The sequence below is a fragment of the Devosia salina genome (assembly GCF_019504385.1).
Classification (GTDB): Bacteria; Pseudomonadota; Alphaproteobacteria; order Rhizobiales; family Devosiaceae; genus Devosia; species Devosia salina.
Genome location: NZ_CP080590.1, coordinates 2,534,266 through 2,557,387, shown reverse-complemented (window position 1 = coordinate 2,557,387; position 23,122 = coordinate 2,534,266). Strand labels below are relative to the sequence as shown.

20 protein-coding genes and 1 other RNA gene are annotated in these 23,122 nt (G+C 64.3%); 15 read left to right on the top strand and 6 right to left on the bottom strand.

Annotated features, from left to right (window positions below):
- Positions 1 to 10: 10 nt before the first annotated feature.
- A complete protein-coding gene (locus tag K1X15_RS12400) occupies positions 11 to 1,642 on the bottom strand; it encodes an alpha-amylase family protein (RefSeq protein WP_220303933.1) in 1,632 nt (543 codons plus the stop codon).
- 159 nt (positions 1,643 to 1,801) lie between these two features.
- On the opposite strand from K1X15_RS12400, the gene ettA reads away from it, so the two are divergent.
- Both ettA and K1X15_RS12390 read left to right on the top strand, forming a co-directional pair.
- A complete protein-coding gene (ettA, locus tag K1X15_RS12395; protein ID WP_220303931.1) occupies positions 1,802 to 3,457 on the top strand; it encodes an energy-dependent translational throttle protein EttA in 1,656 nt (551 codons plus the stop codon).
- A 13-nt stretch (positions 3,458 to 3,470) separates the two neighbouring features.
- Positions 3,471 to 4,247, top strand: coding sequence for a BglII/BstYI family type II restriction endonuclease (locus K1X15_RS12390; protein WP_220303929.1), 777 nt, complete (start codon positions 3,471 to 3,473; stop codon positions 4,245 to 4,247).
- On the opposite strand, the gene K1X15_RS12385 is transcribed toward K1X15_RS12390, so the two are convergent.
- Complete coding sequence (locus K1X15_RS12385) at positions 4,226 to 4,861, bottom strand: MT-A70 family methyltransferase (protein WP_220303928.1); 636 nt, start codon at positions 4,859 to 4,861, stop codon at positions 4,226 to 4,228. The genes K1X15_RS12390 and K1X15_RS12385 overlap by 22 nt on opposite strands.
- Positions 4,862 to 5,130: 269 nt before the next feature.
- On the opposite strand from K1X15_RS12385, the gene K1X15_RS12380 reads away from it, so the two are divergent.
- From K1X15_RS12380 to K1X15_RS12365, 4 genes are all read left to right on the top strand, one after another.
- Positions 5,131 to 6,573 carry a sensor histidine kinase gene (locus tag K1X15_RS12380; RefSeq protein WP_220303927.1) on the top strand — a complete coding sequence of 481 codons (1,443 nt, stop codon included), beginning with the start codon at positions 5,131 to 5,133 and terminating at the stop codon, positions 6,571 to 6,573.
- Positions 6,566 to 6,931 carry a response regulator gene (locus K1X15_RS12375; protein ID WP_220303926.1) on the top strand — a complete coding sequence of 122 codons (366 nt, stop codon included), beginning with the start codon at positions 6,566 to 6,568 and terminating at the stop codon, positions 6,929 to 6,931. Before K1X15_RS12380 ends, K1X15_RS12375 begins: the two co-directional genes overlap by 8 nt.
- A gap of 126 nt (positions 6,932 to 7,057) precedes the next feature.
- Positions 7,058 to 7,396, top strand: a complete 339-nt coding sequence (locus K1X15_RS12370) for a hypothetical protein (protein ID WP_220303925.1) — start codon at positions 7,058 to 7,060, stop codon at positions 7,394 to 7,396.
- 4 nt (positions 7,397 to 7,400) lie between these two features.
- Positions 7,401 to 8,243: an alpha/beta fold hydrolase gene (locus tag K1X15_RS12365; RefSeq protein ID WP_220303924.1), complete on the top strand. Its 843-nt coding sequence runs from the start codon at positions 7,401 to 7,403 to the stop codon at positions 8,241 to 8,243.
- 151 nt (positions 8,244 to 8,394) lie between these two features.
- Here the strand turns inward: K1X15_RS12365 and K1X15_RS12360 are convergent, their stop codons facing one another.
- A complete protein-coding gene (locus tag K1X15_RS12360) occupies positions 8,395 to 8,844 on the bottom strand; it encodes a host attachment protein (protein WP_220303923.1) in 450 nt (149 codons plus the stop codon).
- 194 nt (positions 8,845 to 9,038) lie between these two features.
- On the opposite strand from K1X15_RS12360, the gene rarD reads away from it, so the two are divergent.
- The gene (rarD, locus tag K1X15_RS12355) at positions 9,039 to 9,986 is read left to right on the top strand and encodes an EamA family transporter RarD (protein WP_220303922.1); all 948 of its coding nucleotides are present in this window, start codon (positions 9,039 to 9,041) and stop codon (positions 9,984 to 9,986) included.
- Here the strand turns inward: rarD and K1X15_RS12350 are convergent.
- Genes K1X15_RS12350 through K1X15_RS12340 form a run of 3 tightly spaced genes read right to left on the bottom strand, consistent with a single transcriptional unit; the run spans position 9,983 to position 14,169 of the window.
- Entirely contained in the window at positions 9,983 to 11,503 is a 1,521-nt protein-coding gene (locus K1X15_RS12350; RefSeq protein ID WP_220303921.1) for a tetratricopeptide repeat protein, read from the bottom strand. The two genes, rarD and K1X15_RS12350, sit on opposite strands and share 4 nt — an antisense overlap.
- Positions 11,500 to 13,203: a tetratricopeptide repeat protein gene (locus tag K1X15_RS12345; protein ID WP_220303919.1), complete on the bottom strand. Its 1,704-nt coding sequence runs from the start codon at positions 13,201 to 13,203 to the stop codon at positions 11,500 to 11,502. Before K1X15_RS12345 ends, K1X15_RS12350 begins: the two co-directional genes overlap by 4 nt.
- 51 nt (positions 13,204 to 13,254) lie before the next feature.
- Positions 13,255 to 14,169, bottom strand: coding sequence for a hydrogen peroxide-inducible genes activator (locus tag K1X15_RS12340; RefSeq protein WP_220303918.1), 915 nt, complete (start codon positions 14,167 to 14,169; stop codon positions 13,255 to 13,257).
- 94 nt (positions 14,170 to 14,263) lie between these two features.
- On the opposite strand from K1X15_RS12340, the gene katG reads away from it, so the two are divergent.
- From katG to K1X15_RS12300, 8 genes are all read left to right on the top strand, one after another.
- Complete coding sequence (katG, locus tag K1X15_RS12335; protein ID WP_220303916.1) at positions 14,264 to 16,447, top strand: catalase/peroxidase HPI; 2,184 nt, start codon at positions 14,264 to 14,266, stop codon at positions 16,445 to 16,447.
- Between the two features lie 194 nt (positions 16,448 to 16,641).
- Positions 16,642 to 17,766, top strand: a complete 1,125-nt coding sequence (locus tag K1X15_RS12330) for a DUF2336 domain-containing protein (RefSeq protein ID WP_220303914.1) — start codon at positions 16,642 to 16,644, stop codon at positions 17,764 to 17,766.
- A gap of 954 nt (positions 17,767 to 18,720) precedes the next feature.
- Positions 18,721 to 19,680, top strand: a complete 960-nt coding sequence (locus K1X15_RS12325; RefSeq protein ID WP_220303913.1) for an ArsR/SmtB family transcription factor — start codon at positions 18,721 to 18,723, stop codon at positions 19,678 to 19,680.
- 4 nt (positions 19,681 to 19,684) lie between these two features.
- Positions 19,685 to 20,578: a methylenetetrahydrofolate reductase [NAD(P)H] gene (gene metF, locus K1X15_RS12320; RefSeq protein ID WP_220303911.1), complete on the top strand. Its 894-nt coding sequence runs from the start codon at positions 19,685 to 19,687 to the stop codon at positions 20,576 to 20,578.
- Between the two features lie 128 nt (positions 20,579 to 20,706).
- On the top strand, positions 20,707 to 21,549 hold the full coding sequence (locus K1X15_RS21440) for a hypothetical protein (protein WP_220303909.1): 843 nt from the start codon (positions 20,707 to 20,709) through the stop codon (positions 21,547 to 21,549).
- Between the two features lie 14 nt (positions 21,550 to 21,563).
- The gene (locus K1X15_RS12310) at positions 21,564 to 22,385 is read left to right on the top strand and encodes a J domain-containing protein (protein WP_240549477.1); all 822 of its coding nucleotides are present in this window, start codon (positions 21,564 to 21,566) and stop codon (positions 22,383 to 22,385) included.
- 32 nt (positions 22,386 to 22,417) lie between these two features.
- Positions 22,418 to 22,801, top strand: an RNA gene (rnpB, locus tag K1X15_RS12305) — RNase P RNA component class A.
- 129 nt (positions 22,802 to 22,930) lie between these two features.
- Complete coding sequence (locus tag K1X15_RS12300; RefSeq protein ID WP_220303908.1) at positions 22,931 to 23,080, top strand: hypothetical protein; 150 nt, start codon at positions 22,931 to 22,933, stop codon at positions 23,078 to 23,080.
- Positions 23,081 to 23,122: the final 42 nt, after the last annotated feature.

Genomic DNA, 23,122 nt, shown 5'->3' with positions numbered 1-23,122 from the left:
AGCGCCGGGTCTACCGCCGCTCGCCATTGCAGCGAAGCCAGCAATAGCCATAGGGCGACAGCGAGATTTCGTCGTCTCCGGCCAATGGCCCCGAAGGGGATTCGGTGAGCATGGGCATCAGCGCGCCGATGCTCTCATCCGACAGATGAAAAATCTTGGGCTGGTCTGAAAAGTTGTGCGCCGTGATGACGCGATTGCCGCGCCACTGGCTCGACAGAACCAGTACCTCGTCGTCACCCACATCGATGATGTCGATGCCACCCCAGCCGATTTCGGGAGAGGATCGCCGGGCCGAGACCATGTCGGCAATGGCGTGGAAGAACGAGTTGCGGTGCTGCGTCTCAATGGCCGCGTTCACATGCTGGTAGCCGAACTTGCCCTTGTCGATCACCGGCCGAACCAGCTTGCTGCGTGGCGCGCTGGAAAAGCCTCCATTGGCCTGGGGTGACCACTGCATCGGGGTGCGCACGGCCTCGCGCTCGGGCAGGGACAGGTCCTCGCCCATGCCGATCTCGTCGCCATACCAGATGACCGGCGTGCCGGGCAAAGCGAGCAGCAGTGAGAACGCCATCTTGAGGCGCGTCTGGTCGCCATCGAACATGGCCGCGAGGCGGCGGCGCAGGCCACGGTCGTAAACCTGCATGTCGGGCTTGGGGCCGAACTGGGCAAAGCACTCGTCGCGCTCCTGTTCGGTCAGGTTGCCCAGGTTGAGTTCGTCGTGATTGCGCAGGAACACCGCCCACTGGCCCATGCCGCCCGGTTCGGGCCGGGCGGCCAGCGAGCGGCGCAGCGGCGCGGCGGTCTTGCGAGCCAGCGACAGGAACAATTGCTGGTTGCCGACAAAGTCGAAAACCATGGTCATGCGATCCCCGGCGGAAAAGTAGGCCGGTGCCTCCTCGTAGCGGATATTGGCCTCTGCGAGCAGGATCGCCTCAGCCTTGCGCCAGGACAGGAAGTCGTGGATTTCGGTGAGCATGGCATGGGGATCGACCATGGGCTTGTCGGTCAGCACACCGCGGGGCTCGATGAGGAACGGCACGGCATCGACCCGGAAACCGGATACGCCCAGCGCCAGCCAGAACCCCATGATCTTGAGGATCTCCTGGCGGACCGCCGGGTTGGTGGTGTTGAGATCGGGCTGGAACTTGTAGAACCGGTGCATGTACCAGGCCTTGGCCGTATGGTCATAGCTCCAGGTGGCCTTCTGAACCCCGGGAAACACGATGCCGTCGGTGATGTTGTCCGGCTTTTCGTCCCGCCAGACATACCAGTCGCGATAGGGGGAGGCGGGGTCGGCGCGGGACGACTGGAACCAGTGGTGCTGGTCGGAGGTGTGATTGACCACGAGGTCGACGATCACCCGCATGCCGCGGTCCTTCGCCGCCTCGATGAACTCGACGAAATCGCCCAGCGTGCCCAGTTGCGGATCGACCCCGTAATAGTCGGATATGTCGTAGCCATTGTCCTGGCGCGGCGAAGGATAGAACGGGTTGAGCCAGATGCAGGTGACGCCCAGCCTTTCGAGATGGTCGAGCCGATCGGCCAGCCCGATAAAGTCGCCCGTGCCGTCGCCATTGGCGTCCATGAAGCTTTTGACATCGACGCAATAGACGATGGCGTTCTTGTACCAGAGATTGGCCATTGAGGTGGGTCCTGACGCTTTGCTGGCAAACACGGTGACGCCGGCATTCGTTCCATCGGAAATGGGTCGGAAATGGGTCGGGCGCGACGATTGCGTCGCTTCCATGCATGCCCTACATAGGCGCCAATCTTCGAAACACTCCCCAAGAGGTCATGACGCATGGCGCGCCAGTTCATCTATCACATGCACGGAATGAGTAAGGCCTATGCCGGGGGCAAGAAGGTGCTGGATAACATCCACCTTTCCTTCTACCCCGACGCCAAGATCGGCATCCTCGGCCCCAATGGCTCGGGCAAGTCGACGCTGCTCAAGATCATGGCCGGCATCGACACCGAATTCACCGGCGAGGCCTGGGCCGCCGAAGGCGCCAAGGTCGGCTATCTGGCGCAGGAACCGCAGCTTGATCCGGCGCTCAACGTGCTGGGCAATGTGATGACCGGCGTCAAGGAAAAGAAGGACATCGTCGACCGCTACAACGAGTTGATGATGAACTATTCCGACGAGACCGCCGACGAGGCGACCGCGCTCCAGGACATCATCGACGCGCAGAACCTGTGGGACCTCGAATCCCAGGTGGAAGTGGCCATGGAAGCGCTGGGCTGCCCGCCGGGCGATGCCGATGTCAGCAATCTTTCGGGTGGTGAAAAGCGCCGCGTGGCCCTCTGCGCGCTGCTGCTGAGCAAGCCGGACCTCTTGCTGCTCGACGAACCGACCAACCATCTCGATGCCGAGACCACGGCCTGGCTCGAACGCCACCTGCGCGAATTCGAAGGCGCGGTGCTGATTATCACCCACGACCGCTACTTCCTCGACAATGTCACGGGCTGGATTCTCGAGCTCGATCGCGGCCGCGGCGTGCCCTATGAGGGCAATTACTCGGCCTATCTCGACGCCAAGGCCAAGCGCTTCGCCCAGGAAAAGAGCGAAGACGCGGCCCGCGCCAAGGTGCTGGAGCGTGAAAAGGAATGGATGGGCCAGTCCCCGCAGGCGCGGCAGGCCAAGTCCAAGGCGCGCATCAAGGCCTATGACGAGCTGGTCAAGCTCAACGAGGCCCGCACCCAGTCGCACACGGCCCAGATCATCATTCCGCCCGGCGAACGCCTGGGCCAGAATGTCATCACGGTGGAAAACCTCTCCAAGTCTTTCGGCGATCGTTTGCTCATCGACGATCTCAGCTTCAAGCTGCCGCCGGGTGGCATTGTCGGCATCATCGGGCCGAACGGGGCCGGTAAGACCACGCTCTTCAAGATGCTGACCGGCCAGGAAAAGCCCGATAGCGGCTCCATCACCGTGGCCGAGAACGTGCATCTGGGCTATGTCGACCAGAGCCGCGACGCGCTCAATCCCAACAAGACCGTCTGGGAGGAAATCTCGGAGGGCGACGACGTGCTGATGCTGGGCAAGCGCGAAATGAATTCGCGCGCCTATACCTCGGCCTTCAACTTCAAGGGCGGCGACCAGCAGCAGAAGGTGGGCAATCTCTCGGGCGGCCAGCGCAACCGCGTGCACCTGGCCAAGATGCTCAAGTCCGGCGCCAACGTCCTGCTCCTCGACGAACCGACCAACGACCTCGACACCGAAACCCTGGCCGCGCTCGAAGAGGCGCTGGAGGAATTCGCCGGCTGCGCCGTGATCATCAGCCACGACCGCATGTTCCTCGACCGCCTGGCCACCCACATGCTTGCCTTCGAGGGCGACAGCCATGTCGAATGGTTCGAAGGCAATTTCCAGGACTACGAGGCCGACAAGGTCCGGCGCCTCGGCGCCGACGCGGTCAACCCCAAGCGGGCAACGTATAAGCCGCTAACGAGGTAGGGGGCGAGGTTGTATGTTTGAGAAGCTTAGGGCGAAGGGTTTTGATGTTATTGCCCTTCATCACGCTGAGGCCATCATCACTCACGATATGGCCGCAGCGGCTTCGGACCTTGAGGCGGTCCTGGACGGACTTAGCGTGCCAATCACAGAACTTGTTGCCGGCGGTGGCGGTGAAGCCCAAGGTACGCAGCGGATGAGGCGCCATCTTGCGGAACTCGGCTGGATCAAACGCAATGTAATAGTGCGAAAGGGTGTCAAATGGGGTGAGGAGGCTCCTGAAAGGGAGATCGCATCGCTGTCCCATGAAATTGATCATGTGAAGGTGTTCGGCGACGAGAAGGTTTTCGCTCTTGAAATCGAGTGGAACAACAAAGATCCATTCTTCGATAGAGATCTCGAAAACTTCAAAAGACTGCACGCAGAAGGCGCCATCTCAATTGGCGGAATTGTCACACGCGGCAGCTCACTCCAGGCCAATATTCGATCATTGTTGCGACGGTTTGCCGACGAAATTCAGCTGGCTGATATCGAAACACTCGACGCCTTTGGATACAATCCGACCCGCAGGCAAAGGAGACTAATTCAAGAACGGGCGGAACGCTCCGGTGACTTTCGTCAAGCGTGGGTGGAAGTGTTCTGCAGCGACAAGTATGGCGAAGCCACTACCCACTGGCGCAAACTGCAAGATCGTGTTTTGCGTGGTGTTGGAAACCCATGCCCACTGGTGTTGATCGGAATCCCAGATAGGGTGGTTAGTTTCGAGGCGCCTTATTCGGCCGCCGAGTTGTAGGCGTAGGTTTCCCAGGTCGGCTTGTAACTCTCGTCCGCTTGGTTGCCCCAATAGCTCCAACCGGGGCGGGTGCCGCGGGCAAAAAGCTCCAGATAGGGGCCCTTGGAGCAGCTTTCGATCAGTTCGTACTGCTCGTCGGGTTTGCGCGAATGCTCGCGCTTGCGCGAGGAAATGTAGTTGACCTGGCTGCGACCGGGCGCCTCGGTCCGCGCATTCTTGCCGCGAACGCCGAACAGCATGAGTTCGGTCACGTTGCGGAAATAGAAGCCCACTCCACGCCCGTCGGAGCCGCCATCCTTGCGCACTTTGTGCCAAACGATGTTGGATTTGTACTGGAAGCCCCAAGCCTCCATAACCCTCAGACCATCGGGCAAGAGGGCATTGGGGACCCACATATAAAGATGAGCGGTCTGCTCGGCATGTTCCGAGATTGGCAGCGCGCAGATCTCGTCCGTCGACATCGTCCCGTAGCGCGCCAGACGACGGTGCTCCGGAGCAACCTTCCCTGTACGGTTGGTGAACCGCCACGGTGGATCAGCCAGAATGGTGCGAAACTTCTGACCATGCATCTTGCCGGTCAGGTCAAGAATTGTCTCGTTGACGTGCATATTCATGTGAGTGCCCTCCACGTCAGAGACGTTAACACCAGAACAAAACTAGAACAACCATGTTGCTAAGAGTGTTACTTGAGTCGGTGTGCCGAGTCTGCCGACCTTCGGGATAGCTTACGGTTCTCCTCAGAATCGTTCCCGCTTGTTTACCTCCGAGCCACCCATCCACGGAACATTAGGAAAAATCCGTATGATGCGGAACCATACTCATCCTTTTGAGTTATAGAGGTTCGGCGGGACAGGACCCGCCTGGTGTCAGGGGCGTATTCCATATGGCTGAGCTGGACTTCGCGCGCATTTTCGAGGCGCTGCCCAGCCCGTTCATGATCCTGGACCGTCAGTTGCGCTATGTGGCGGCAAATCGCGCCTATGAGGAAGTGACCGGCACGCCTTTCGCCCAGTTGCAAGGGCGCGTGCTGTTCGATCTGTTTCCCAATGAAGGGGAGGCGGGCACACGCCTGCGCGAGTCGTTCGAGCGCGTCCTGGCGACCGGTGAGCCCGACACCCTAGCCTATATCAACTATCCCATCACCGATAGCGACGGCAACGTCACCAATCGCTACTGGACGGCCGTGCATGTGCCCCTTGCCGGGTCTTCCGGCGCCACCGAATTCGTCATGCAGAACACGGTCGACGTGACAGAGCTGGTGCGCATGCGCGAGGCCGCCACCATGCCCTATAGCTCGATTTCGGCGGCCACAAGGCTGATCGAGCGGTCCCGCGAGGCGGAGGCGTCCAGCGCCGAGTTCCGCCGCCTGTTCCAGCAAGCGCCGGCTTTCGTAGCGGTGCTCTCGGGGGCCTCCCACATCTTCACCTTTGCCTCCGATTCCTATGTGCGCCTGATCGGGGGTCGCAACGTGATCGGCCAGCGGATCGTGGATGCATTGCCAGAAGTGGTGGAACAGGGGTTTGTCGAGGAGCTGGACCGTGTCTATCGGGAGGGCAGCGTGCACGCCGCGGAAGGCGCCCGCGTGATGCTCGAAAACGCGCCGGGACAACCGGCGCAGGAAACCTTCCTCGATTTCACCTACAATCCCATTCGCGACAGCGCCGGGGCCATAACCGGCGTGTTTGTCCAGGGGATGGATCGCACCGAGGCGGTGCGCGCCGCGCAGCGGCAGCGCCTCTTGATCGATGAACTCAACCACCGGGTGAAGAATACGCTTGCCACCGTCCAGTCCATCGCCAGCCAGACGCTGCGCAGCACCAATGACGTCGCCTTGGCCCGCAAAGCCTTCGAGGCCCGGATCATGGCCCTGTCCAAGGCCCATACCATGCTCAGCGACCGGCAATGGCACGATACCGAGATCGGACACCTGATCTGCCAGGAGCTGCGGGCTTTCGACGGCGACCAGGTGCGCTATGGCGGGCCGGTGCTGGTGGTCAATGCCAAGGCCACGGTGGCGCTGGCGCTGGTCGTGCACGAGCTGGCCACCAATGCGGCCCGGCATGGCGCCCTTTCGGTTCCCGAGGGCACCCTGGCGGTCAACTGGCGGGAGGGCGAGGACGATAGCCTGGTTCTCGAATGGGTCGAGCGCGGCGGGCCGCCGGTGCGCGAACCCTCGCGCCGCGGCTTCGGGTCGAGGCTCCTGAGCACGGTGGTGACCGGCGAACTGGGCGGGGAGCTGTCGCTCGAGCACGAAGAGGCGGGCCTTCGCGCCCAGCTCAGCATTCCCCTTTCCGCCTATCGTGTGCAGGAGGCGGTCTTTGTCTAGCGCGGCGCGGCGCGTCTTCGTCGTTGAGGACGAAGCGTTGGTCCTGATCAATCTCGAGGACATGCTCGACGATCTGGGGTGGACGGTTATCGGCCAGGCCATGGGGCTGGGCGAGGCCGAACGGCTGGCCGCGAATGTCGAGCCCGATGTGGCGATCCTCGATGTCAACCTTGGCGGCACGCCGGTGTTTCCGGCGGCACGCATCCTGGCCGAGCGCGGCGTGCCAATCCTGTTTGCAACGGGCTATGGCCGCGATGGCCTGCCGCCCGAATGGCAGGACCGACCGGTGATCCTCAAACCCTATACCCAGGGCGAGGTTGCCGCTGCCCTGGCCAACCTGGTCGGTTCGGTCTCCTGAGGCGCTTTTTCCCCCTTTACCAAGTCTCCATCGATCTGTGAAAAGCATTGGGTTTGCGGGCCTTGTGAAATAGGCTGCATGCCATCGGGCCGAAGCCCGGCCAGAATCGGTTCTTTGGGGGACTGTATGAGAGTTTTTGTGACGGGGGCGGCGCTCGTGGTTGGCCTCGCCCTCGCCGCTCCGGCCGTTGCTGCGCCGGGGCAGTGTTCCATGACGGGCTATGACGCGTTCGCGTGCGACGTGACCGTGGATGGAGGGGGGATCACCTTCGAACTGCCCAGTGGCGAGACCTTCGTCTTCGCCCATGAGGCCGATGGCGAGGGCCTGGGCTATCTGATCCCTGCCGAGCCGCAGCCCGGGCGCTATCCCGAGGAACTGGGGCGTTTCGTGCCGGTCGAAGGGGAAGCCGGCTGCTGGTTCGGCGCCAAGGACGAGATCACCTTCTGCGCCGCGCTGGAACAATAGCGTCATGACTGCCGAACCGTTCTCTATCGATATTGGCGGCGCTACGCTGACCGGGCTGGAGCAGGGCGACGGTCTGCCCGTCGTGTTCCTGCATGCCGGGGTCTGCGACAAGCGCATGTGGCTCGACCAGATGCAGGCGGTCGCCGATGCCGGCTGGCATGCCATTGCCTATGATCGGCGCGGTTATGGCGAGACCACCAGCGCCGATGAGCCGTTCAGCCATCTCGAGGATCTCGAAGCGCTGCTCGAAGCGCTCGACGTCCACGCGGCGGTGCTGGTCGGCTGTTCGATGGGCGGCGGTCTGGCCGTCGATTTTGCGCTGGCTCATCCGGGCCGGGTGATCGGCCTCGTGCTGATCGGCACCTCCATCACCGGGGCGCCCTGGACGGCCACCGCCGAAGAGCGTGCCATCGAGATGGCCGAGGAAGATGCCTGGGAGCGGGGCGACCTCGACCTGCTCAACAAGGTCCAGGCGCATGAATGGCTCGATGGTCCCCGTACCCGCAGCGGCCGCGTCGGCGGCGAGGCCCGCACCCTGTTCCTGGACATGAATGCCCTGGCGCTGAACAAGCCGCAGCTGACCCAGGAAGAGGCGCGGCCCGATGCCTGGAACCGCATGGAGGAGGTCAGCGCACCGACCCTCCTGGTCGTGGGCGATGAGGACTTTACCGCGCTGGTCGACCGGCACGAGACGCTTTCCGAGACCATGCCGAACGCGTTCGGGGTGGTGCTGGAGGGCGCGGCGCATTTTCCCAGCATCGAGAAGCCCGATCTCGTCAACTCGCTGCTTTTGCAGTTTCTCGATGCCTTTGATGGCGATGAAAGTGACGTGGATTCAGACGACTAGCGGCGCGACGCAAGGCGCGGTGCCGCCAACCTGCCAGACTGATTCAAGCCCTTCGCAGATTGATTCCGGTTTCTGAGAGACTGATTCATCTACTTGAATCAATCTCTCAGAATTTTCCCGTTATCTGTTGTTTTTCTTATCTTTTTGTCGTTCAGACGGCGATGATGCCGTCCAGATGGCGATCCAGCTGTGGCGTGGGGACATTGGTGAGGTCCTTGTTGAGCTCGGCCACCACGGTCTTCTTGACATGCTCGGACATCGCCTTGCGCAGATTGCCCAGGGCGATGGGCGCTGCGGCAATCACCAGTCGGTCGAAGGCGCCGGACTTGGCCTTTTCGTCCAGGATGCCGGCCACGGATCGGACGAACTCGGCCTCACGATGATCGGCCGGATCGGTCTTGGGTTCCATGGCGCTGCGACCCGGCCCCACGGAGGAGAAGCTGCGGCCAGGCCGGTCGGCATTGATGTCCTGGGTCTGGAGCGGCGGAATGGACCAGTCGAGGCCCTTGACGGTCGCCAGCCCCTTGCCGGGGCCGGAATGCTCGAGCACGCGGGCCTGGGTTCCATCGGCGATCAGGATCCAGGTAACGGTCTTTTTCATCTGCTGCTCCTCGTATTGGGACGGGCTCGGGCGCGCGACTGTGGCCGGCGCCTCCTGGGCCCAACGTCCGACACAAGTAAAGGTTGGGACGATGCCATCACCATTGCAAGGGTTGGCGATCACAAAGTCTGATTGGTCGCGAGCGCGACCCGCTGCTAGACCCGATTTGCGCCTCCCTTGGCGTGGAGCCTCGCATGACCCTTCCCGAACAAGCCCCGGAGCTCGCCGCTCCGGTCGTCGCCGCGCCCGCGGTTGATCCCAACGAGACCCGCAAGGGAGTGCTGTCGGCCCTGTCGGCTTATCTGCTCTGGGGTTTCCTGCCCATTCTGTTCCATTTGCTCGAACAGGCCGGTTCGGTGCTGATCGTCGCCGAGCGGACATTGTGGTCCCTGGTCTTGCTGGCCATCGTGCTGGCCTTTGCCGGCGGGTTCGGCGAGGTGCGGGCGGTGCTTGCCGATTTCAGGCGCATGCGCGTCATTGCGCTTTCTGCCCTGCTGCTGGTGGCCAATTGGCTGCTCTATGTGTGGGCGGTCGAAACCGGGCAGGTGCTGGAAGCCAGCTTCGGCTATTTCATCAATCCGATGGTCAATGTCGCCATCGGCATGCTGTTCCTGGGTGAGCGGCAGAACCGCCTGCAGACCATCGCCATCGCCATTGCGACGATCGCCATCCTGATCCAGGCAGCCGGGTTGGGGCGGGTGCCGGTGGTGGCGCTGGGCCTGGCCTTTTCCTTCGGGTTCTATGGCTTCATCCGCAAGACGGCACAGACCGGGCCGGCGACGGGGCTCTTTGCCGAAACCATCGTGGTCGCGCCCTTCGCCATGGCCTATGTGGTCTTCGACATGGCCACGCGGGGCATTGGCGTGCATGCCGATCCGGCCCAGTTGTTTCTCCTGATGCTCACCGGCCCGGCGACGGCAGTGCCGTTGCTGCTTTTCGCCTATGGGGTTCGGCGGTTGCGGCTGACGACAATCGGCATGTTCCAGTATCTGGCGCCCTCCATCCAGTTCCTGGTGGCGATCCTGCTCTTTGGAGAAGCGCTCAATCCGCTGCGCCTTGTCAGTTTCGCCCTCATCTGGGTCTCTCTGGCCGTGTTCTCCTGGGACAGTTTCCACCAGCGACGGCGGCGGGTGGCCGTCTAGTCTGCCAACTGCTCGAGCGCTGATTCCGCCGCGGCGCGTTCCGGCAGGTCCGTGCCCAGGCTCAGATAGCGTTCATAAAGACCGCGCGCCCGCTCGGCCCGACCTGCCTGTTCGTGCAGCCGGGCCAGGGCAAGCACGGCCCGCGGCTCTGGCAGGTCGCCGAGGGCCAGCGGCGAGAGCACATCGGCGGCCTCGGCTTTCCGATTGAGCTGCACAAGCAGGTCAGCCCGCGCCAGCACCTCCTCGACCGTCAGGGATGTCACCTCGGCCAGGCGCGCATAGGCGTCGGCCGCCCCCGCGAGATCGATGCGTTCGACGCGGATGGCGATAAGGGCCCGCAGCGCCTCGGCGCTGTCGGGCGCATAGTCGGCCCAGTCCTTGAGCAGGGTTTCGGCGGCGGCAAGGTCGCCGGCTGCCCGGTGCAACTCGCTGAGGCCGCTCAGCGCCTCGGCCGCCCCGGGATCGAGCGCCAGTGCCTCGGCATAGGCGACGCGCGCGGCTTCGTCGTTGCCGGTGGATTGGGCAATCTGCGCCACCCGGATAGGCGGTTGGGGCGAGAGCGGATCGGCCTGAGCGGCGGCCCGGGCTGCCGCTTCGGCGGCGCGCGCATCGCTCCGCGCCAGCGCGATCTCGGCGCGCAGCAGCAGGGTCTGGGACAGAAGGCCGCCGTCCTCGGGCATCAGCGCGACCTGCGCTTCTGCTGCCTCGATGTCCCCGGCGGCGAGGCCGGCACGCGCCAGGCCAAGTCGGGCCTGCGATAGATTGGGGTTGATCGCGATGGCCGCCTGGTAATGTTCCGTAGCAGCGGAAATGTCGTCTCCCGCCAGCGCGATGTCGCCCATCAGCGCATGGGCCCAGGGCGCGTCCGGGCCGCCCGCGGCCGCTATGCGGTGGGCGCGGGCTACCGCACCCTCCGGATCGTCGACAGCGCGTGCGGCGGCCCCGACCAGGGGATCGAGCACATCGAAAACAGCGCCAGCTGCGTCACGAAAATACTGTGCCGGCACAGTGGTGCCCATGGGCGGCATGTCGATCATCTCGGCGGTCCCCCGGACCACGCGCAGGCGGAGGCGCTGCCCGGTTGGCGCGCAGTCGGCCGTCTGGCAGGTGATCTCGCCGGTGATATGGGTTTCCTGAATGCCCAGGAATTCCCGGACCTGCTTGAGGACCGCATCGATCGAAAGCGTGGAGCCGGGCAGGGTGAATTCCACCAGCTGGCTGTCGGGAACCGCCACCAGCGTCTGCCGGGCCAGCGCCGCCGTGCGGCTATAGTCCTGCAGTCCATCCCAGACCCGATTGGCGGCGACGCTGGATGTCATGCCCCGATCGGCCAAAGCCTGCGGCACGGCAATGGGCTCGATAACGACGGGATTGCGGATGATCTGCACGCCCATGGTTGGCACCAGCAGCAGCGTGGCTGCAAAGAAGCCGATATTGATCATCATGGTGCGCAGGGTCGCCAGCCCCGCATCCACGCGGGTCAGGCTCAGGCCCTGTTGTGGCTGGACCTGGTTCATTGCGTCCCGGCCTCCACTTCTGCTGCCTTTTCAGCCTCTGCAGCGTCCAGTCCATCGAGAATGTCGAGAAAGCCTCGCGCCAGGTTGCCGTATTGTGTGCCGGACGTATCCAGTTCCAGCACTCGTTCAAGATCGATGCGGGCGTTGGCGTTGTCTCCCGTCATTGCCAGCGCGGCGCCGCGTCCGAACCGCGCAGCGGGGTCATAGGGCCGGATGGCGATGGCGCGCCCGAACCGCTCTATAGCCTCGGACAGGCGGTCCAGTTCCTGGAGCAGTCCGGCGGACTGGTAGAGCAGGTCGAAATCATCCGGCGTGATGGCCAGTGCCCGGTCGAAGGCGTCGAGTGCGTCCTGCTGGCGGCCCAGGAAGGTGAGGGCTGCGGCATGCAGGGCATGGGTGTCGGCCTCCGCCGGCCGGTAGCGTGCCGCGGCGCCGAGCAGGGCTTCGCCCTCCTCGATCCGGCCCGAGGAGAGGAGCGCGACAAAGACCGGTTCGAGTGCCAGTGGATAGGCCGGATCGATCTGCAGGGCGCGCCGGAACCAGTCCTGCGCAGCTTTGCCATTGCCGCGTTCCGCCTCGATCTGGCCGATGCGCGCAAAGTAGTGGGCGCTGCCGGGGTCCGCTTCGGCAGCCTCCTGAAACAGGGCGATGGCATCGTCGGGCGAACCCTCCGCCAAGAGCAGTTCGGCCCGCCCCTCGATCAAGGCCGGGTTGCCCGGTTCGCGCTGGGCCAGGTCGTCATAGACCTGACGTGCGGCGTCGAGGTCGCCGGCCTGGCGCAGCGCCCGGCCCAGATTGGCCTGGGCAATGGTGAAGGCCGGGTCCATTTCCAGTGCGGCCCGATAGGCTTCGACGGCGCCCTCGAAGTTTTCGACATTGCTGGCCAGGTTGCCCAGCAGGTTCTGGGCCCATCTGGCGTCTGGGTGATGCTGGCGCACCAACCGTCGGGCGAGGGTTGCCGCACGAACAGGCTGGCGGTCCGCCAGGGCGGCTGCGGCCACGAAGGGGTCGAGCACGCTAAGCACTTCCACGGCGGCGTCGGTGAAATAGCCGCGCTGGTCGGCATTGCCGAGCGGCGGAAGGTCGAGGACATCGCTGCCGCCCTTGAGGATGCGCAGGCGCAGGCGCATGCCGTCGGGTGTGCAGGCGGTGTCGGCGCAGACGAATTCCCCGCCGATGCGCGCCTGGTGCAGGTTGAAGAACTGCCGTGTCTGGCGGACGATGGAATCGAGCGACAGCCCGACCTCGGGGACCGTGAACTGTATGCGCTGGCTGTCGGGGATCGCGCTGAGGCTCGTCTTGGCGGTGCGGGCGCGCAACTGGGCGTCGCGCAGTCCGTCCCACAGCCGGCCGGCGACGACTTCGGGGCTCAGCCCCTGGGCGATCAGGGCCTTGGGCACGGCGATGGGCTCGATTACCACCTGCTCGCGCACGAACTGGGCGACCATGACGGCAAAGAACAGCACCACCGCCAGTACGAAGACGGCGTTGAGTACGACCTTGCGCAAAAGCGTCGCGCCGCTTTCGAGCGAGGGCAGGGAGACCCGGCGGCGTGGCTTTGGTGGCGGGGTAGCGGCGGCCGCAGCTGGGACGTCGTTTTCGGACGATTTGGGCGGGCGGGCCGACCGGGTGCGTGACGAGGGGCTCGCCGGCTTGCGGCGGGTCTTGCTCGCGGCTCTTGTGGCAGGCGCACGCGCCATCGGCAACGAACTCCGGCAGCACGAAAAACCGTGCCTGCAAAAGTCATATGGTCAAACCGCGTGGCTGACCAGTGGGTCCCCGGCGTCGCGGCGGATCACCTCGACGATACGTTCGAATATGGCCTCATAGGGCGTTGCCTCGCGCCAGACCAGGCGCAGTTCCCGCCCCGCCGCCGGGTCGTCCAGCGGATGGATGGCGATGCGCGGATCACTGGCCTCCTTGCGCAGCGATATCCGGGGCAGGAGGGTCACGCCCTGGCCATTGGCGACGAACTCGACGATGGTCGCCAGCGAGGTGGCGGCGAAGGCATGTGCGACCCTGTCGCCATCGAGCCGGCAGGCCGAAATGGCCTGGTCGCGGAAGCAATGACCTTCGTCGAGCAGCAGGATGCGGTCGGCAGGCAGCTCTGCAAGGTTGACCGGCTGGTTCGCTGCTTCGCCGCGCGGGGTCGCCAGCACGAATGGGTCTTCGAATAGCGTCCGGCAGCGCAGGCGCGGTCCCGTTGCGGGTGGCTCGGTGGCGATCAGGGCAATATCGAGTTGCCCGTCGTCAAGGGCGTCGAGCAGCGCCTCGGTACGGCTCTCGCTGATCGAAAATTTGACTTCGGACAGGTTTTTGGTGAGGGCGGGGTATATGCGTGGCAGCAAATAGGGCGCGACCGTCGGGATGAGACCGAAACGCAGCGGGCGATCCAGCCGGCCGCTGCGCGCCAGCGCGAAGTCGTCGAGCGCATCAGCGGCCTCGACCGCCTTGCTGGCACGGGCGATGAATTCGCGGCCGAACGGGGTCAGGCGGATACCGGTCTTGAGGCGGTCGAACAGCGTGGTGCCGCACAGCCCCTCCAGCGCGAGGATCTGCTGCGACAAGGCCGGCTGCGACACGGCGCAGGCCTCGGCCGCGCGCCCGAAATGACCGGTTCGCGCCACTGCCAGCGCGTAGCGCATCTGTTTGAGGGAGATGGTCATGATAAGTTCTTCCTATCGTGATTGGAAGAATTATCAATTGGTCTAATGAAAGTCACCCCTCTATAACGCCCACAGCTATTCTCAGGAGGCCCCCATGACCGATCCGAATCCCAAGTCCGAAGGTGGCAAGTGCCCGTTCCCCCATGGCGGTGGCCGCGGACCGAAGAACCGCGACTGGTGGCCCGAGGCGCTTGATGTGCAGGTGCTGCATACCAATTCCGCCCTGTCCGACCCCATGGGTGCCGATTTCGACTATCGCGAGGCCTTCAAGGCGCTCGACCTTGATGCGGTCAAGGCGGACCTCGCGGCCCTGATGACCGACAGCCAGGATTGGTGGCCCGCCGATTTCGGGCATTATGGCGGCCTTTTCATCCGCATGGCCTGGCACAGTGCCGGCACCTATCGCATCACCGACGGGCGGGGCGGGGCCGGCATGGGCCAGCAGCGTTTCGCGCCGCTCAATTCCTGGCCTGACAATGCCAATCTGGACAAGGCGCGCCGTCTGCTCTGGCCGATCAAGCAGAAATACGGCAATGCCATTTCCTGGGCCGACCTGATGATCCTGACGGGCAATGTCGCGCTGGAAACCATGGGCTTCAAGACCTTCGGCTTTGCCGGCGGCCGCGCCGATGTGTGGGAGCCCGAAGAGCTTTATTGGGGACCGGAAGGCACCTGGCTGGGCGATAGCCGCTATTCGGGCGAGCGCCAGCTCGAAGAGCCGCTGGCGGCGGTGCAGATGGGCCTCATCTATGTCAATCCGGAAGGCCCGAATGGCAATCCGGACCCGGTGGCGGCGGCCCGCGACATCCGCGAGACCTTTGCCCGAATGGCGATGAACGACGAAGAGACCGTGGCGCTGATCGCCGGTGGCCACACCCTGGGCAAGACCCATGGCGCGGGCGATCCCTCGCTGATCGGGGCCGATCCGGAAGGCGCCGATGTCGAAGATCAGGGCCTGGGCTGGAAGAGCACATTCGGCACCGGCATGGGGGCGGACGCCATCACTGGCGGCCCGGAAGTGATCTGGAGCCAGACCCCGACCCGCTGGAGCTATTACTTCTTCGAGAACCTGTTCAAATATGAGTGGGAGCTGACGACGAGCCCGGCCGGCGCCAAGCAGTGGCAGGCCAAGAATGCGCCGGCCGACATTCCCGATCCCTTCGATCCGAACAAGAAGCGCGTCCCCACCATGCTGACGACCGATCTGTCGCTGCGCTTCGACCCGGCCTACGAGAAGATTTCCCGTCATTTCCTCGAAAATCCGGAAGCCTTCAACGACGCCTTCGCCCGCGCCTGGTTCAAGCTGACCCATCGCGACATGGGTCCCAAGGCCCGCTATCTGGGCAAGGAAGTGCCGACCGAAGACCTGATCTGGCAGGATGTCATCCCGTCTGTCGACCATCCGCTGGTCGATGCGGCCGATATTGCCGCCCTCAAGGCGCAGGTGCTGGCCTCGGGGCTGACGGTCTCCGAACTGATCTCGACCGCTTGGGCCTCGGCCTCCACCTTCCGCAAGTCGGACAAGCGCGGTGGCGCCAATGGCGCCCGTATCCGCTTTGCTCCGCAGAAGGATTGGGAGGTCAACCAGCCGGCCCAGCTCGCCAAGGTGCTCGAAAAGCTCGAAGCCATCCAGGCCGCGTTCAACGCCGCGGCGACCGGCGGCAAGAAGGTGTCGCTGGCCGATCTCATCGTGCTGGCCGGTTCGGCCGGGCTCGAAAAGGCCGCCGCCGATGCCGGGCACACGATTGCGGTGCCCTTCACCCCGGGCCGCATGGATGCCGCGCTGCACCAGACCGATGTGGCGTCCTTTGCCGCGCTCGAACCGCGCGCCGATGCGTTCCGCAACTATTATAGCAAGCGCACCTTCATGAAGCCCGAAGAGGCCATGGTGGACCGGGCGCAGCTCCTCGGGCTGACCGGGCCGGAACTGACCGTGCTGCTGGGTGGCCTGCGGGTGCTCAAGGCCGGCGTCAACGAGCACGGCGTCTTCACCAACCGGCCGGGAACGCTGAGCAACGACTTCTTCCGCAACCTCCTGACCATGGACATTGTCTGGTCGCCCAGGGAGGGCGAGGAGGGCGTCTATGAGGGCCGCGACCGCAAGAGCGGCGCGCTCAAGTGGACCGGCACCCGCGTCGACCTCATCTTCGGCAGCCATTCGCAGCTGCGGGCCTATGCAGAAGTCTATGGCCAGGCCGATTCCGGTGCGAAATTCCTCCATGACTTCGTCGCGGCCTGGACCAAGGTGATGAACGCGGATCGCTTCGACCTGCGCTGAGCCAGCCCTGTCTCGATCACGGCCCCGGGATCTCAGGTTCCGGGGCTTTTTTGTTGGCCACGCGCAGCTTGCGCGGCTGTTTACGCAGATTTGCGTACAATTTGATTCAATTTTCCCGGCCCACTTTCAGCCCCCACAAGCAGTTCGGGATCAGTCTGGGTGGACTGTAACGGCAGAAGCCGGGAGATCGACCCATGACCGAGTTTGAAGAGGGCCACCGGGCGTTCGCGAATTTCCGCGTTCTCAACGGCGAGGACAACCAGTTCGAGCGCGAGCAATTGTTCCGTACCACGGCGCAATTGTTCAGCTATGTGTCGGACCGCTGCGACGACGATCAGGTCGCCCAATATGACGAAGTGCTGTGCCAATTGGCCGAGCTGGTCGAGGTGGAGGCACGGGTGCATGTCGCCAAGCTCCTGGCACCGCTGGAGCGGGCGCCGGGCACGGTGCTGGTCAAGCTGGCCAATGACATCATCGAGGTGGCCCGGCCGCTGCTCGAATTCTCCAATGTGCTCAGCGACGACGACCTCATCGACATCATCAACAACCGCACCGAGGACCATCGCGTCGCCATTGCCAGTCGCGCCGGGCTGACCGAGCGCGTCGGCGAGGCCCTGGTCGAACATGGCAAGACCGCCTCCGTGGTGCGCCTCGTGCGCAACCCCAAGGCTGAGTTTGATCGCGCGACGCTTGAAAAGCTGGTGCAGCGCGCCACCCAGGACGCTGAGATCGCCGCCGATCTGCGCGGTCGCACCGATATCGACTGGAAGTCGCTGCGTGGCGAGATCGACAATGTCGCCGGCAAGGTGCTCGAAACCCTGGGCAATATGGATCGCCATGTCGATCCGGTGGCTGCCGGCAAGATCAATACCGTCGTCTATAACCGCATCCGCAACCGCGCCGGCTTCAACGCGCAGGAGTGGAAGGTGGCCTATAACCAGGTCAAGGGCCTGGCCGACCGCAAGCAGCTCAACGACCGGGCTTTGGCCCGCTTCGCCCGCTTCGGCTATGGCCACCACGCCGCTGCGGCCATGGCGGTGATGCTGCAGGTGTCCCCGGAAATCGTGGTCAAGTGGCTGGCCAGCCAGGACTATGTCGCCGTCATCGTGGCCCTCAAGGCCTCCGGCATGGCCCCGGACCTGTTCGAAGCCATTGTCGCCACGCTGCCCTGGCGCGACCTGCCCAGCGACGCCGACAAGAAGATGGTGCATTCGCGCTTCGAGGCCCTCGAGGCCGAGGACGCCCGCCACATTTTCGAACTCTGGCGCGCCCACTCCTTCCGCAAACGCGCCATCAGCGAGGATCGGCAGACGGCGTAGGGCAGGGGGACCGCTAGAGGTTCCGAAGGCGTAGTGTTTTGCACCATCCACTGTCACCCTCGGGCGCGCCCGGGGATGCTCTTATTGTCTGGTTTGGGGTGGATTGCGGACTGGCGGCTACTGGGTTGCGATGGCAACCATGGAGACAACCGCGATGGGTGCGCCGAGGGCGATATAGAGGCAAACTCGGAACGGAAGTTTCTACGAAGTTAGCGAGAGGTCAGCGGTGGTCAATATGCGTCCGCAGTCGGTGCTCATTGATCCAGATTGTGTGGATGGCGCAGGCCAGAACCAGAAACTGGACCGAGACAAATATCCAGAAGCCTTGCGGATCAATCGCGCGCTCAACCCAATACGAGCCCAAACGACGGCGGCTAAACCTACCAGCTAAGAACCAACCTGTAATGAAAGCGTTGCCTAAGAGGTAACTAGATCCGAGTGCAAGCAACCCGCCAATGACCTGTGCCATTCGAGCTTTAGCGCGCTTGTTTGCCATCACCTTGAAACACTCGGATCGCTAAGCCAGAAAGTTGCCCAGACCAAAATACCCGAATGTCCCCGGGTGATAACGAGCCGGGATTCTGGGCTACCGATCGCATCCATAATCTGTCCTCAAGAGCATTCGTCTCCCTCCATGTTGATTTGGGCATTCTACACGGAAATGACGGATAGACGTCCACCACGCCACTGTCCGCTCCTGGAAAGCCGCTCGCGCAACGAAGACGACCGCGACGGGGTCGAAAACTGACGTCCAGCGTCGGTTGCAGCACCGCCACCCGTCCTCCCCATATCGGGGGCTTCGAGCCGTGCTGAAGGCCAAATTGCGCCTATGGCGCGATTTGAGGCGAGAAGGCCAAGACAGCGCCGCTCGAATGGCGGGCGCCGCGCGCGCAAATAGGTGCTGGACCGCGCTTCCAAAATAGATATAAAGATATCTTTATATCAGGAATGCATATGGCCGGTCTGGGAAAACTTGTCGGGGTGTTGAAGGCAGCGGGGGAGGACACCCGGCTGCGTCTGCTCGCGCTTCTGGCCGATGGGGATCATTCGGTCAAGGATTTGACGGAAATCCTCGACCAGAGCCAGCCGCGCGTTTCCCGCCATTTGAAGCTCCTGGCCGATGCCGGGCTGGTGCAGCGCCACGCCGAGGGCGCCTGGGCCTATTACAGGCTAGCGCCGGAAGGGCAGGGGGCGGAGCTGGCCCGCTGGCTGACGGCGCGGGTCGACCCACATGATCCCGCGCGCCGCCGCGACAAGGCGCGCCAGGCCGAGGCACGGGCCGCGCAGCAGACGCTCGCCGCCGATTATTTCGCCCAGGTGGCCGACAGCTGGGACCTCCTCAAGACCCTGCACGTGCCCGAAGCGGCGGTCGAGGCGGCGGTGCTGGCCGAACTGGGCGGGCGCAGCGTCGACCTGCTGGTTGACCTCGGCACCGGCACCGGGCGCATGCTCGAAGTGCTGGCGCCGGCCTATAAGCGCGGCGTGGGCGTCGATTCGAGCCGGGAAATGCTGGCCGTGGCGCGCTCGCGCCTGGTCGCCGCCGGCATCAGCCACGCGCAGGTGCGGCTGGGCGACATTGCTGCGCTCGATCCTGCCATCGGTCCCGCCGACGTTATCGTCATCCACCAGGTGCTGCACTATTTCGACGATCCGGGCCGCATGCTGGCGCAGGCTCGGCGCCTGCTCAAATCCGGCGGGGAAATCCTCATCGTGGATTTCGCCCCGCACGAGCTCGAATTCCTGCGCACCGAACATGCGCATCGGCGCCTGGGCCTGTCGCAGGAACAGATGAGGGACTGGGCCGCCCTTGCCGGGCTCGACGTGCTCGCCATGCGCGAATTTCCCAGCGACACCAAGGATCGCGGGCTGACGGTGTGCCTCTGGCATCTCGGCGACCGCAACAGGACGGAATAGGTTCATGATCGACGACAATCTGCGCGCCAGCCGCAAGACGGCCGACCAGCGCCCGGCGCTGCAAATCTCCTTCGAATTCTTCCCGCCCAAGACCGACGCAATGGAAGAGCGGTTCTGGGACAGCATTGCCAAGCTGGCGCCGCTGAGCCCGCGTTTCGTCTCGGTCACCTATGGCGCCGGCGGCTCGACGCGCGAACGCACCCTGCGCATGGTCAGCCGCATCACCAATGACACCGGCGTGCCTGCCGCCGCCCATTTGACCTGCGTCGGGGCGACCCGCGACGAGGTTGATGCGGTGGTGCGCGGCTATCAGCAGGCCGGGGTGAACAGCATCGTGGCGCTGCGCGGCGATCCGCCGGAAGGGGTGGGTCAGCCCTTTACCCCGCATCCGCAGGGTTATCAGAACGCGGCCGATCTCGTGGCCGGCATCCGGAAGATCGGCGATTTCGACATCTCTGTGGCCGCTTATCCGGAAAAGCATCCGCAGAGCACCGATTGGGGCGCCGATATCGACAATCTCAAGCGCAAGATCGATGCCGGCGCCGACCGCGCCATCACCCAGATGTTCTTCTCCAATGCCGATTACCTGCGCTATGTCGAGCGGGCCCGCAAGGCGGGGATCATCGCGCCGATCGTGCCAGGCATTCAGCCGATCCATTCCTTCAAGCAGATTTCCGGTTTTGCGGCGCGCTGTGGCGCCTCCATTCCCGGCTGGCTGGCCGAGCGCTTCGAAGGGCTGGACGAGGATCCGGAAACGCACGCACTGGTGGCGGCGGCCGTCGCGGCCGAGCAGGTGACCGAATTGCTCGACGAGGGCGTGACCGAATTCCATTTCTACACGCTCAACCGCTCCAACCTGGTGCTGGCGCTGGCGCGGCTGCTGGGCCGGCGGCCCTGACCCGGGCGGGCGTTCATCGCCCGTTCAGCCAGCGGACCGGATGATGGTGAACGCGCCCTTTCATATTGTGGCCACGAAAAAGGGCGATGTCCCCGCGCTCGGGCGGAGCATGTTGGAAGTTCGTTTCTATGCCGATTGATCGCCGTATCACCAATGGCCTGGCCTGGGCTGGCGCCCTGCTGGTCGTTGCCATTCCCGCCGCCGATGCCGCCCTGCGGCAGTTCGGTGCGGCCGAAAACCCCCAGCTCGCGCTGATCGAAGAGCAGCCGTCGCCCGTCGCCGCGCCCGCCTTGCCCACCCCGGCGGCCGAGCGTCCGCAGGCCGCGAGCATGCCAGCGCCCGAGGTCGAGAAGCCTGCGGCGCCAGTCCGTGCTGCACCGGCGGTGGCCGAAGCGGCGCCAGAATCCAAGCCTGCGCCGGAAGCGAAGCCGGCACCGATCGCGGTGGCGGGTTTGTCCTCTTCTCCATCCAGCACCGATGCCGTCGACCAGTTCCTGCAGTCCGGGCGGCCCCTGCCCAGCTATATCACTGGCGGAGCCGGGGGTCAGGCCGAAACGGCTCCCGCGCCTGCCATCGGGCCTGCACCAGAACCGGCCATTGCCACCGTGGCACCCGAGACCGATACCGAGTCCGTGCCCCAGCGCGAGAGCACTGCCAGCGTGACCCGCACCCGTATCGTCACCTTCCCGACCCCGGTGTCGGAGCGCCCGGCTTCGATGCCGCGCACGCAGGTGGCGGCGCAGCCGCCCCTGATCATCGACACGCCCGAGCCGGTGGTGACCGCTGCCGATCTCGAGGATTGGGAAAGCGGTCCGCTGTCGGAATTCCTGGCAGGGCGGCAGGGCCAGGCTCGTCCGGCCACGTCCGACTACGACGAGGACGGGTTCTTCCTCGACGAGGGCCCGAATTCCACCGCCCGGTACCAGCGCTTTCCGCGGGCCTATGATGGCAATTTCTATCCCTTTGAGTAGGCGGCAGGGCCGCCATGCCTGAGCGGTCATGGACGCCGCGCGGCGAAGCGGGTAGTCCTGTTGCCGACGGGAAGGAAGAAAGCGTCAAAATGCTGTGTTGCGTCCGCAAGGCCGAAGACAATCGCGATGTCTGGCAGAAGCTCGCCCAATTCCTGGGCTCCTTCAGCCAGCGCACCGGTGTTGCCGGCCGCATCGCCGACATCCTCGACCCCGACACATGGCTGCCGGGTGGTCGTGACGCTGCGTTCACCCTGGCGCTGATTGCGCTTTCGGCCAAGATGGCGGTTGCCGATGGCGCGGTGACCGCCTCGGAAGTGCGGGCCTTCAACGCCACGGTGGAGATTGCCAAGGGCAGCGAGCCGCAGGTGGAGAGGCTCTTCAATCTCGCCAAGCAGGATGTGTCCGGCTACGACGCCTATGCGCGCAAGGTGGCGCGGTTCTTCGCCGATACGCCCGATACGCTGGAACATGTGCTCGATGGCCTGTTCTTCATCGCCACTGCTGACGGGCTGGTGCATGAGGCCGAGCTTGACTATCTGCGCGAGGTCAGCGCGATTTTCGGGTTCGATGATGCGCGCTTCGAGCAGATCGCCAGCCAGCATGTGATGCTGGGCGCCGATGTCGATCCCTATACCGTTCTCGGCCTCAGCCATGACGCGCCGCCCGAAGAGGTGCGCCGGGTCTACCGGCTTCTGGTGGCCGAGCATCATCCCGACCGGCTGATCGCCAAGGGCGTGCCGGAGGACCTGATCGATGTGGCAACGGCCCGCATGTCGGCGATCAACCTGGCCTATCAGGCGATCACCAAGCCGAAGCCGCAGCCGCTGCTCACTTGACGACGCGCCATTGCTCCCGCACATAAGCCGCGCCAGTTGACCGGGTGACCGCTGACGGACGGGTAACTGTCCGCTGGAGGAAAGTCCGGGCTCCATCGAAACACGGTGACGGCCAAAAGCCGCCGGGGGCGACCCCAGGGAAAGTGCCACAGAAAGCAAACCGCCGCTCTTCGGAGCGGCAAGGGTGAAAGGGTGCGGTAAGAGCGCACCGGGCCGCTGGCGACAGGGGCCGCACGGTAAACCCCACCGGGAGCAAGACCAAATAGGGATGACGCGGGTTTCGGCCCAGCCTGTTTCGAGGCCATGTCGTCCGGGTTGGTTGCACGAGCGCGCTGGCAACAGCCGCCTCAGATGAATGGTCACCACGTCGCGGCAACGCGGCCCTACAGAACCCGGCTTACAGGTCAACTGGCGCTGACCCCTTCGAATTGCCGTTTGGTGACAGTAGTTTAATGCACCGGCAAGCAACGGAAACCTTCCGGAAAAGCTCCCGCAATGTGGCGACGGGCATGTAGGGCTCGTTCACAACACACGGAGCCTCCCCAATGAAGAAGATCCTGACTGCCGTCCTCGCCCTGACCCTGGTGACCAGCATTGCCGCCCCGGCCTTCGCCTGGACCGCGGACACCTGCCCGTTCACCGACAAGGCCCTCTGCGTCACCGAGTCGCTCTCCTCGCAGACCGACGACGCGTAAGCAGGCCGCATGAACGGCTGAAGTGCCATCGCCCCGGGGATG